Origin of the sequence: Desulfonatronovibrio hydrogenovorans DSM 9292, from assembly GCF_000686525.1 — a bacterium.
GTDB classification, from domain to species: Bacteria; Desulfobacterota; Desulfovibrionia; order Desulfovibrionales; family Desulfonatronovibrionaceae; genus Desulfonatronovibrio; species Desulfonatronovibrio hydrogenovorans.
On record NZ_JMKT01000012.1, the window covers coordinates 1 to 11,203 of the forward strand.

General features: G+C 55.6%; 8 protein-coding genes and 1 CRISPR repeat array. Of the genes, 6 read left to right on the forward strand and 2 right to left on the reverse strand.

The window, feature by feature from the left end:
• Positions 1-3: 3 nt before the first annotated feature.
• Positions 4-391: direct repeats of the CRISPR family, unit length 28 nt; unit sequence GTGAACCGCCGCATAGGCGGCTTAGAAA.
• Between the two features lie 268 nt (positions 392-659).
• The 6 genes from P771_RS0110635 to P771_RS0110685 all read left to right on the forward strand — a co-directional run bounded on the left by P771_RS0110635 (position 660) and on the right by P771_RS0110685 (position 7,506).
• Positions 660-1,325, forward strand: coding sequence for a Crp/Fnr family transcriptional regulator (locus tag P771_RS0110635; RefSeq protein WP_028575132.1), 666 nt, complete (start codon positions 660-662; stop codon positions 1,323-1,325).
• A 325-nt stretch (positions 1,326-1,650) separates the two neighbouring features.
• Positions 1,651-2,421 carry an ATP-binding protein gene (locus P771_RS0110645; protein WP_244147319.1) on the forward strand — a complete coding sequence of 257 codons (771 nt, stop codon included), beginning with the start codon at positions 1,651-1,653 and terminating at the stop codon, positions 2,419-2,421.
• A gap of 40 nt (positions 2,422-2,461) precedes the next feature.
• Positions 2,462-2,995 (forward strand): 4Fe-4S dicluster domain-containing protein, encoded by a 534-nt coding sequence (locus P771_RS17290; RefSeq protein WP_051617271.1) that lies wholly within the window; start codon positions 2,462-2,464, stop codon positions 2,993-2,995.
• Positions 2,996-3,065: 70 nt separating this feature from the next.
• A complete protein-coding gene (cooS, locus tag P771_RS0110655) occupies positions 3,066-4,946 on the forward strand; it encodes an anaerobic carbon-monoxide dehydrogenase catalytic subunit (RefSeq protein ID WP_422614949.1) in 1,881 nt (626 codons plus the stop codon).
• Between the two features lie 346 nt (positions 4,947-5,292).
• Positions 5,293-6,030, forward strand: coding sequence for a DUF4197 domain-containing protein (locus P771_RS0110665; RefSeq protein WP_028575135.1), 738 nt, complete (start codon positions 5,293-5,295; stop codon positions 6,028-6,030).
• 420 nt (positions 6,031-6,450) lie between these two features.
• A complete protein-coding gene (locus P771_RS0110685; RefSeq protein ID WP_028575136.1) occupies positions 6,451-7,506 on the forward strand; it encodes a radical SAM protein in 1,056 nt (351 codons plus the stop codon).
• 57 nt (positions 7,507-7,563) lie between these two features.
• On the opposite strand, the gene amrS is transcribed toward P771_RS0110685, so the two are convergent.
• Together amrS and P771_RS0110695 are read right to left on the reverse strand one after the other, a co-directional pair.
• Complete coding sequence (gene amrS, locus P771_RS0110690; protein WP_028575137.1) at positions 7,564-8,748, reverse strand: AmmeMemoRadiSam system radical SAM enzyme; 1,185 nt, start codon at positions 8,746-8,748, stop codon at positions 7,564-7,566.
• Complete coding sequence (locus tag P771_RS0110695) at positions 8,741-11,179, reverse strand: spermine/spermidine synthase domain-containing protein (RefSeq protein WP_244147320.1); 2,439 nt, start codon at positions 11,177-11,179, stop codon at positions 8,741-8,743. The genes amrS and P771_RS0110695 overlap by 8 nt, the downstream gene beginning before the upstream one ends.
• Between the last annotated feature and the right edge of the window lie 24 nt (positions 11,180-11,203).

The following is an 11,203-nucleotide window of genomic DNA, read 5'->3' on the forward strand; positions in this document are numbered from 1 at the left end:
ATAGTGAACCGCCGCATAGGCGGCTTAGAAATGGCTGTGGGCCAGGAGCTTTCCCCGGAATCTGTGAACCGCCGCATAGGCGGCTTAGAAAATTAATGCCCTTTTCCGGAATACATCCAAGGCGTGAACCGCCGCATAGGCGGCTTAGAAACACAGACAGGAAAGACCGAGGCAGGATATAACGTGAACCGCCGCATAGGCGGCTTAGAAATCACCGTCGTAATATTCAATATCTTGCTCATAGTGAACCGCCGCATAGGCGGCTTAGAAATCAGAATACCCTGATCCCGGTGTTGACCCTGAGTGAACCGCCGCATAGGCGGCTTAGAAATTCGTCCCGGATCTCAACTCCGGAGCCGAAGAGTGAACCGCCGCATAGGCGGCTTAGAAATCGCAGTTTCGTTTTTTCGCGCGTCGCCCCATCAGCATAGTATTCCCCACGCCTGTGGGGATGAACCGGATAGGGAGTTGACACGGAGATGCTTATATATTCAGGGCGTTCAGTACCGCTCTGAATATCTGGCTATTTTTCTGCTTTTCAATGACTTTTTCAGTTTGAAGCTTTGGGTCTTCTTGCCCTGGATATGACCTGGTCTTTACCCTGCAGATCTGCTATGCTTTAATCCGCTTAAATACCTCTCAATCATCAGGAGCAGAGCGTGAACACAAAACTGATGGGCATCAACCTGCTCAAAGCCCTGGAGCGGCCCGAGCTGGCTGCACTCAGGTCTGAGTTCAGGACCCGCAGTTATGGAAGGGGTTCAGTGATCTTTGAACCCAACAGTCCGGCCAACCAGGTCTTTATCATGGCCACTGGTACAGCCCGGCTTTACCTGGCCTGTCAGGAAAAAGAGTTCACCCTTTCCATCCTGTCCCCCGGGGATATTTATTCCACCCATACCAGGGCCTATATCCAGGCCCTGGAAGATGTATCCATCCTGTCCATGCCCACTGAGGGTTTTGCAGCCTTTGTCCAGGACCACCCGGAACTGATGCGGACCATGATCCCGGTTCTCGGGGACATCTTGCAAAGCTGTTTTTCCATTATCCACTCCCTGGTCTTCAAAGGCATACCATGCCGGGTGGCAGAGTTCTTTCTTGCTGCTGCCGGGGAGTACGGTCGGAAAACACCTCAGGGATGCATGATTACCTTTTCCCTGACCACGGAGCAGATCGCCAAGATCGTGGGCTCCACCAGGCAGACCGTGTCTGAAGCCCTGACCAGACTGGAAAATCTGGGCCTGGTGATCCGCCAGGGTCGGGGAGCTTATCTTCTGCCCGACCTCAAGGGTCTGGAAGATTTCGCAGCCACGGGCATGGAATAACCAGACCCGGACCTGGTATGCATTTCTGATCATTTCTCAGGCCTGCCTTTTGTCCTTTATGCCCGGCCCTGCCCAGAGTATGTCCTTGGTCATGATACAATCATCCTTATTTTGTCGGGTTGCCGACAGACGTTATTCCTGGAAGATGGTACTGTTTCAAGGTCTGTCTGGATATCAGGCCGGGATGTAAATCCTTATCCAGTCCGTGATCCGGGGTCTGTTTAGAAGCCATGGCCGGGAAAGGACCTGGAAAAAAACCGCATATCTTGCCATGAAGGCTGAACAGGGGTAATGGGAAACAAAAAACTTTAACCAATCATGAATTATGAAGAATAACCTGAATAGCGGTCTGAAAATGGCTGTGGCTGGAAAAGGCGGGGTGGGCAAGACCACCTTGTCCGCCTGGATGGGTGAATATCTGGCCCAAAAAAATCATCAGGTCTGGATGGTGGATGCTGACACCACCCATTCCCTGGGAGCGGCCCTGGGTGTGGAGTCCCGGGATCTGCCCGCACCCCTGGTGGCTGAAAAGGATCTGATTATGGCCAGAACCGGCAGGGGCGGACTTATAAGCCTCAGCCCGGACGTCAGGGATCTGCCGGACCGGTTGAGGGTCAGCCTGGGCAATATCAACCTGCTGGTCATGGGTTCTTTGGCCGGGGCAGGAGAAGGCTGCGCCTGTACAGCCAATTCAGTGCTCAAGGCCCTGCTGTCCCATCTGATTCTGGAGCGCAATGAATGGGTGGTGGTGGATCTGGAGGCCGGGGTGGAACATCTGGGCCGGGGAACTGCAGCCGGGGTGGACGTCCTGGTGGTGGTAAGCGAACCAAGCTGCAGAAGTCTTGAGGCCTCAGCCGGGATAGCCCGGATGGCCCGGGACCTGGGAGTGGACAGGCTGATCCATGTGGTGAACCGGGCAGCCAGCCACATAACCCTGCCGGATAGTCCTGATCTGCCAGATCCGGCCATCTTTATTCCGGAGATTCCGTCCCTGAGACAGAAACAGCTGTATTCGCCTCAGGTCACTGACCTGGCTGAACAAGACCTGATCCATAAGGCCATGGACAGGATCTTTCTGGCCGCTGGTCCCGGCTGATTCAGGCATGGTTCAACCTTCTCAACCCAAGGAGAGCAATATGAAAGACTTTAACATTATTGTCCGGCCCCAATTGTGTGTGGGCTGCAGGCAGTGCATGATCCGCTGCGCAGAAGCCCATTCAGGATGCCTGACCCTGGCTGAGGCCATCCGGGAAACCCCCCTGGCTAAACCCCGGATATTTGTGGGGCCAGGCCCGGAGGGCAAACCCTTTCCCAACAAGTGCCGGCAGTGTGATCCTGCTCCGTGTGAACAGGTCTGCGTACCCGGGGCCATCAGGACCGACATCTATTCCGGTCTGAAGATTGTGGACTATGGGCTGTGCATTGGCTGTACCATGTGCGCCATGACCTGTCCGTATCATGTGATCCGGTTTTTCCCCCACTGGTCGAATCCGGAAAAATTCAAGACAGCCATCAAGTGTGACGGCTGCTACCAGAGACTGGAGAGAGGAAAGGTTCCGGCCTGCGCTGAAGCATGTAAGACCGGGGCCATTATCTGGGATGAGGAGAACCGTTTCTGGGAAAGGGCTTCAGCTGAATTTGCCGGGAGTTCTTACCAGGTCAAGCCCTGAAGGATCAGACACGGATATTTTTGCCAGCAACCCCAGAGAAAAACCATGTAACGATGCAAGGAGACTGATCATGATGGGGAAAAAAACAGACGAATTGAGCATCTGTCAGGATGCCCGGGAGATGATCAACAAGGCCGGTGAAGAAAATATTGAAACCGTATGGGACCGGCTCAAGCAGCAGCAGCCCCATTGCGGATTCTGTGAGCTGGGACTTTCCTGCACGAACTGTGTAATGGGTCCGTGCAGAATAGATCCCTTTGAATATGGACCGCAAAAAGGGGTCTGCGGGGCAGATGCAGATGTTGTGGTGGCCAGGAATTTCGGTCGGATGATTGCGGCCGGAGCAGCTTCCCATTCGGATCATGGCCGGGATCTTCTGGAGGTCCTGGAGGCAGTGGCCCAGGGCAGGACACCTGACTATGGCCTTGCTGACCCGGCCAAGCTGAAACGGATCGCCCTGGAGGCCGGGGTTGCTGTGGAAGGCAAGGATGATCTGGAAGTGGCCAGAGAACTGGCTCATATCCTGTTTGAGGATTTTGGATCCAGAAAGAGCTCCCTTACTTTTCTTAGCCGGGTGCCGGAAAAAAGAATCAAAATCTGGGAAAAGCTGGGCGTAGTGCCCCGGGGCATTGACCGGGAAGTGGTGGAGATGATGCACAGGACCCATATGGGAGTGGACAATGACGCCCTGAACCTCTGCCTGCATTCGGCCCGGGTATCCCTTTCCGACGGCTGGGCCGGATCAATGGTGGCTACTGAGCTTTCAGACATCATCTTTGGTACGCCTTCCCCGCTCACGTCCAAGGTCAACCTGGGGGTTCTCAAGGAGGACCATGTCAATATCCTGGTCCATGGCCACAGTCCGGTTGTTTCGGAGATGGTCCTGGCTGCGGCCAGGGACAGTGAGTTTGTGGCAAAGGCTCAAGAGGCCGGGGCTGCAGGGATAAACGTGGCCGGTCTCTGCTGTACAGGCAATGAACTGCTGATGCGCCAGGGCGTGCCCATGGCTGGAAACCACCTTATGACCGAGCTGGTCCTGGTTACAGGGGCGGTTGAGGTAATTGTGGCTGATTACCAGTGCATCATGCCCAGCCTGGTTAATATTGCAGGCTGTTATCATTCCAAGATTGTCAGTACCTCTTCCAAGGCCAGGTTCACCGGGGCAGTGCATATTGAGATGAATGTAGAAAATGCCAGGGAAAAGGGCCGGGAAGTTGTTGCCCTGGCCATTGAAACATTCAGGAACCGGGACAAGTCCAGGGTCAGAATACCGGTGGAGCCGGTGGAACTCATGACCGGGTTTTCCAACGAGGCGGTCCTGGATGCCCTGGGCGGGACCCCCGGGCCCCTTTTAGAGGCTGTCAAGGCCGGCAAGATAAGGGGGGTCATCGGTATTGTTGGATGCAACAACCCCAAGATAAAACAGGACTACGGTACCTTTAACCTGGCCCGGGAGTGCATCAAGCGAGATATCCTGGTCCTGGTCACTGGCTGCGCCACCATTTCCACCGGCAAACAGGGACTGCTCATGCCCGAGGCAGCCGGTCAGGCCGGCCCTGGTCTGGCTGAAGTGTGCCAGGCCCTGGGCATCCCCCCGGTGCTGCACGTGGGCAGCTGTGTAGACAACTCCAGGATTATGCAGCTTTGCGCCCTTCTGGCCAATGAGCTTGGGGTTGATATTTCCGATCTTCCAGTGGCTGCAGCTGCGCCTGAATGGTATTCGGAAAAGGCAGCTACCATTGGGCTGTACGCAGTGGCCAGCGGGATATTTACAGTACTTGGAGTGGCTCCTCCCATCCTGGGCAGCAAGTTTGTGACCGACCTGGCCACCAGAGGCCTGGAAGATGCCTTTGGAGCAGCCTTTGCTGTGGAGCCGGACCCTTTTGCAGCTGCCCAGCTGGTGGATGAGCGGATCAAGGCCAAGCGTAAAAAACTCGGTCTGACTGAATAATCCGGAAATGCTGGGGCAGGCATGGACTTTGTCGTGCCCGCCCTTTTCCGGGCATTGGGCAAAACTGAAATCTGAACTGAGTGATTTTAAATTAACAGCCTGGCCTCACTGTCATTGCCAGCACCCCGAGGGTGCCGGGCAAGTTCATGAATAACTGACAAAGATTGCTTCAGCCGGCTCCGGGCCTGGCAATGACAGTGAAAAAATTACTCTGGTCAGGTCCACTCCAGTGGTTCAGTTTCAGGTCCAGGCCCATGAAATTCAAGGATGACAAACCCCCTGGGACTCCTTATGGTGTCGGCCAAAGGATCAGAAAATACCATTGGTGGCCATCCGGAGTGAATTTATGGGCAGTTTTTTAAGAGGGATATTGTGTGCCGGGATGATTGTCCTGTGGTCTACAGGGGCCTGGGCTGAAGGCTGGCTGCAGCGCGGCCTGGAGGTATTCCGGGAGCAGCCCGGGGTTTCCAGGGCAGACCAGCTGTCTGACCAGGATATTGCCCTGGGCCTTAAAGAGGCCCTGAAAGTGGGCAGTGAAAATGTTGTAAACTATCTGGGCAGAGAGGGCGGTTTCTACCTGGACCCCAGGGCCCATATATCCCTGCCTGACGGCCTGCAGCAGGTCCAGCACATCATGAACCGGGCCGGAATGGGGCGGATGCTGGATGATCTTGAGCTGCGCATGAACCGGGCTGCTGAAGATGCTGCGCCCGGGGCCGGACAGATCTTTGCAGATGCAGCCTCGGAAATGACCCTGGAAGATGCCCGGGGTATTTTTTATGGTCCTGATGACTCCGCCACCAGGTATTTCCAGGCCAGGATGTCGGATCCCCTGAGCAGCGAATTCACCCCTGCAGTCCGGCAAAGCCTGGCTGAATCCGGAGCTGTCCAGGCATACCAAGAAGTGATGGCCAGATATAATGAGCTGTCTTTTGTTCCTGAAGTCAGGGCCGATCTGACCCAGCATGTAGTGGACCATGCCATATCAGCCATATTTGAATACCTGGCCCTGGAAGAAGCAGCCATACGAAACAATCCAGCCAAACAGACCACAGACATTCTGCGCAGGGTCTTTGGCCGCTGATCAGGGCCCTTGTCTGACAATCCCTGTCCCAGGCTGACACCGGAAGAACAGGCTGCCGGGCATTGCTTTTGGCGGCATCTTTTCCTTGATCTGGCCTGTTAGCTGGCGGTGCTGAGCTGGATCACAGCGGTCCAGAGAATGCTTTATGTCCGGAAACAACTGTCCTGATGGACAGCCATTTAAGCTTCATGACCATCCCCTTTTGACCCCGGGTATTTCTCCTGTCTGGATCTGGACAGAATCAGGTCCGGAATTTATACAATACATATTATGCCCTCCTGAATAGTGGTGCCTGATTCCGGGTCCGGCTGTTTCATGTCCTGGCCTGCAACAGACTGCAGGATGATGGACCCTGGAAAGGCACAGGACTGATGTCTTCAGGTCATAATGGTCCCAGGTCCGGTTTTTGGAGGAATGATCATGACCCTGACCCGACGGAATTTTATCAAGAGTGCCTGCCTGGCCGGGGGTTCCCTGTTTTTCAAGGGATGTGCCCAGGCTGATCATGGTCCTGAATATCAGGGCTGGAGACCGGCTTATATTGAACTGGAAGAGCAGGGCAGGCTGATGGCCAGGGTTGAGCAGGCCATGGCCAGGCTGGAGAGTTGCCAGCTCTGTCCCCACCGGTGCAAAGTGAACCGTCTGGCTGGAGAAAAGGGCTTTTGCAACGCCCCGGACAAGGCCGTGGTTTACAGCCATGCACCCCACTATGGCGAAGAACTGCCTCTGGTGGGCCGGGGCGGTTCAGGAACCATCTTTTTTTCCAATTGCAGCCTGCGCTGTGTATTCTGCCAGAACTGGCCCATAGCCCATCTGGGCCGGGGCCGGGTGGTGGATGACCAGCAGCTGGCCGGGATGATGCTTGACCTGCAGAAAAGAGGTTGTCACAACATCAACCTGGTCACCCCGACCCATGTCCTGCCCAATATCCTGAAGGCGGTCCGCATAGCCTGCCGCCAGGGGCTCAAGCTGCCCCTGTGTTACAATACCGGCGGATATGAACTGGTTGAAAATATCCGGCTTCTGGACGGGATTGTGGACATTTACCTGCCTGATCTGAAGTTCATGGGCAGTGCTGAGTCAGCCAGGTATGTCATCAAGGGCCGGGGCGACTATCCGGCCCGGGCCAGAGAGGCCATCATTGAAATGCATGCCCAGGTCGGGGACCTGGTCCTGGATGATGGGGGTATAGCCCGGCATGGGGTCATGATCAGGCATCTGGTCATGCCCAACCATGTAGCCGGAACCAGGGAATTTACAGGCTGGGTGGCTGAAAACCTTTCTCCTGCAACCTATGTGAACATCATGTCCCAGTACCGGGTGGAACACATGGCCTTTGAATATGAGGAGATAGCCCGGGCCATAACTTCCCGGGAATATGTGCAGGCCATGGAATGGGCCTTTGAGGCCGGCCTGACTAACCTGGACAGGAGATCGCTGTCCCAGCTGGAGATCCACAGGCAGCTGGCCTCCTGATCAGGGCCCCTGGGACTGGGAAGATCGGCCTGATAAGGTCCTGCCTGTTGGATATGTTCAGCCCTGTCCGGCCCAGATCCCTGGTATCTCAGTGCTGCAGAATGAACACTGGCCGCGGGTCACCTTGATCTGGTCAATGAAGAATCCCAGCCGGCTGATGATTTTCTCCCTGCATTCCGGACAAAAGGTGCTTTCTTTTTCATGCCCGGTAACCTTGGCCACATAGACGTATTTCAGACCAGCTTCACCAGCTTTGTCCACGGCCATATCCAGGGTGGATACCGGGGTCCTGGGAAGCCCGGACAGCTTGTACAGGGGATAGAACCTGGCAAAATGAACCGGGGTGTCCGGACCCAGTTCCCTGGATATCCAGGAGCACATCCGGCTTATCCGGCCCGGGTCGTCATTAATGGTGGGAATTATGATGCAGGTGATTTCCACATGGACTCCTGCCTTTTTTAGGGTGACCAGGGTGTTAAGGACAGTGTCCAGCTCACCGCCCACATATTCCCGGTAAAAATCAGGATCAAAACCCTTGAGATCGATGTTGGCGGCATCAACCAGACTACACATCTTTTCCAGGGGCTCTACCCGGATATAGCCTGCAGTGTGGACAAGATTGAGCAGACCAGCCTGTCTGGCCAGCTCGGCTGTTCTGGTCATGTATTCAAAAAAGACCACAGGCTCGCCAAAGGCATAGCTCAAGGAGTCAACCCCGGCAGAAAGGGCATGGTCAACAACAGCTTCCGGGGGCAGGTCATAGGCGTGGATCTGTTCCGGTCTGACCAGGGCCATGTCCCAGACCTGACAAAATTTGCAGTGCAGGTTGCAGCCGGCAGTTGAAACAGACAGGGCTCTGGTTCCCGGCAGGACATGAAAAAACGGCTTTCGTTCCACCGGGTCTTCCTGGATCAGGGCCGGATTGCCAAAAGCCAGGGTATATCCCCGGCCATTTCTGTTTTCCCGGACCTGACAGCGCGACCTCTGGTTGTTTGCCAGGGTGCACTGGTTGGGGCAGAGCCGGCATTGGATCCGGTTGTTGCCTGCAGGCTTGAACCACGGGGATGGAGTCGGACTGACCAGGCCTTTTGCAGCAGTCTGGGCCGGACCTGGCTGGGCTGCCAGGACGGTCCCGGACCATGAGGGCCAACCAGCCAGTCCCAGGCCGCATAGACCAGCCACCCCGGCCTGGATGAATTCCTTTCTGGTGATATGAGAAGGATTCTGGTTAGAATCAGACATCCGGCCTCCTGCAGATTTTAAGAGCGGTAAATGCTGCAGCTCCTGCCAGAGCTGCCATCAGGCAACAGGCAGTAACTCCCAGCACAGGGATGACAATTGCACCGGCCAGGACAGCCCCGGTACAGGCCCCCATCAGTTCGGTTCCATAAACTGCACCGGCTGATTTTTCAGCCCCTGGGCCCAGTTTTTGGTAGCAGGCCATAGTTAATGGAAAGTCGATCCCGTTGATAAACCCGGCAGTAAAAGTCAGGCCTGAGAACAAAACAAAAATCAGAACCGGGAACTCAAGGGCTGCAACCTGGGGCAGTACTAGGGCCATAGCTCCTGCGCAAGCTGCCATGAGCACCTGGACCAGGGCCAGGGTACTCAAATCAGCCCTGCTGCCGGCCAGGGACTGGGTAGTCCACGCACCCAGGGCCAGACCCAGCATAAACAGGCCCATGATCAGCCCAACGGTTTCATATATAAAACCATATATGCTCTGAAAGGAAAAAAGCAAGGCCATCTGCAGAGCCATGGTGGAAAATCCAGTGGTAAAGGCTGTGAACAGGACAGCAGCCAGGGTGTCTAAGCGGGCAGGTAATCTTGGAGCCAGCAATCTGAAGCTCCAGATTGCTGCCAGGGGCAGAATTGTCAGGGGCAGAGCCCACCAGGGTCTGACCTTGAGAAAGGTCTCCAGGATATTGTTCTGTCCGGATCCGGTCAGTTCGTTCCAGAACATGAGGGTATAGAAATAGCCAATGGGCTTGAGGTCGGAATTGATGAAGTACCGGCTCTGGACCGGGGGTAAATCTTTTTCAGCCAGTTCCTGTCTGCTGACCGGCTCAGGGCTGATGGGGGCCAGGCCGGGGCCGTGGATGTGATCCAGAGGGTTCCGGCCGTGATTGCGGATGATCCAGTTGACCCGTCTGAGCTGCGCATCCTCCAGAAGAACATGAAAGTGCAGGGCTGAAAAACCTTGGGCATTTATGTTCCGTTCAAGGTATCTTTTGGCCAGGAGGTCCGGGTCAGGGGAAATATGTTCCGGGGTGTCTGTGGCAAAGTAGAATAAGAATCTGTCGCCCACAGGCAGGACCCTGGCAAAGACCGAAGCCAGGGTGTGATAGGTGGCTGCATTGCGATGGGCTACTCCCTTTGTCCGCAGGTCAGGTGTGGATACCAGGCCGGTGGCCAGCACTCCGCCGGGGTTGAGTAATTGCCGGGCTTCCTGGAAGAATTCCCGGGTGTAGTACCGGTTGAGGACTGCTGTGGCCGGGTCCGGGACATCAATAATAATCATGTCGTATTTTTTTCTGGCTTTTTTGACGTACAGTCTGGCATCGGTATGAATCAGAGTAATCCTGGGGTCCTGCAGGACCTTCAGGATGTCTGTTCCAGCATGATCCAGGACAGCCCTGGTCAGGACCGGGTCAAGCTCTATATAGTCGATTTTGCGGACCGGATGCCTGGCTGTTTCAGCCAGGACCCCGCGCAGGCCGCCTCCAATGAGCAGGACTGATTTTGGCTCAGGATGCTGGACCATGGCCAGGTGGGCAAACACCACTGCTTCCTGCTGTTCAAGTCCGGGAAGCATTGTCTCAGGTCCGGCAGTACTGAAGACCAGATGACCACTCTGGAAAAAACTGTACTGATCGTGCCGCTTAAGGACGGTTATATTGCCATGCTTGGACTGGTAGGTGCCGGCCAGTTCATGTTGAGGGGTCATGTGCTGCCACTGAACTGTCCAGGCCAGGCTGTCCATTTTTTCCAGGAGGAAAAAAAGAGGCACACTCACCAGGAAAGTGCAGACAGCCCAGACACCGGCCCGCTGAATGGTCAGGCTGGTTTTTTCTCTGGTGGGTCCGGCCAGAAAAAGGGCTGGCAGCAGCATGCATAAGGTGATGATCAGTCCGGTTTGAAAGGAGTTGAAGTAGCGGACCATGACCAGGGTGAATAACAGACCGCCCAGCATGTTGCCTGCAGCTTCAACCACATATGTCTTGGCCGCTCCTGAGGTGTCTGGTGCAGCGTCTTTTTCCCGCCAGATCCTGGCCAGGATGACGAACTGGGCCCCCAGCAGCAGGCAGACCGGCCCCATGAGCACAAAGCAGGACACAAACATGTCCCATACTGATAAATATGCTCCTGGAGGGATATTGAACATGCCCCGCAGGATGCGGATGAGCAGGATGGTCAGGGGCAGAATCATGACCACCCCGGCCGTGCTTGCCCGGAAAAGGGAGGTGATGCTGCTGCCGGGTCTGGTCAGCCTGGCGCCAAGAAAGCTCCCTGCCCCGACCCAGCTCAGCCAGGCGCAGAGGATGATGCCCATGGACAGTTCATTGCCATGGAAGACCATGAGCAGTTCCCTCAGGATCAGGACCTGAGCGGTCTGGGAGACAATGCCCAGCATGAGCACTGCCAGAATGTGCAGAGATACTGTCCGGTTCATTGGTTTGCTGTCCGGCCACGGGTG

Excerpts from the sequence above, each read along its gene's own strand:
- P771_RS0110645 (WP_244147319.1), top strand. The coding sequence starts at position 1,651 with ATGAAGAATAACCTGAATAGCGGTCTGAAAATGGCTGTGGCTGGAAAA.
- P771_RS17290 (WP_051617271.1), top strand. The coding sequence starts at position 2,462 with ATGAAAGACTTTAACATTATTGTCCGGCCCCAATTGTGTGTGGGCTGC.
- cooS (WP_422614949.1), top strand. The coding sequence starts at position 3,066 with ATGATGGGGAAAAAAACAGACGAATTGAGCATCTGTCAGGATGCCCGG.
- P771_RS0110665 (WP_028575135.1), top strand. The coding sequence starts at position 5,293 with ATGGGCAGTTTTTTAAGAGGGATATTGTGTGCCGGGATGATTGTCCTG.
- P771_RS0110685 (WP_028575136.1), top strand. The coding sequence starts at position 6,451 with ATGACCCTGACCCGACGGAATTTTATCAAGAGTGCCTGCCTGGCCGGG.
- amrS (WP_028575137.1), bottom strand. The coding sequence starts at position 8,748 with ATGTCTGATTCTAACCAGAATCCTTCTCATATCACCAGAAAGGAATTC.
- P771_RS0110695 (WP_244147320.1), bottom strand. The coding sequence starts at position 11,179 with ATGAACCGGACAGTATCTCTGCACATTCTGGCAGTGCTCATGCTGGGC.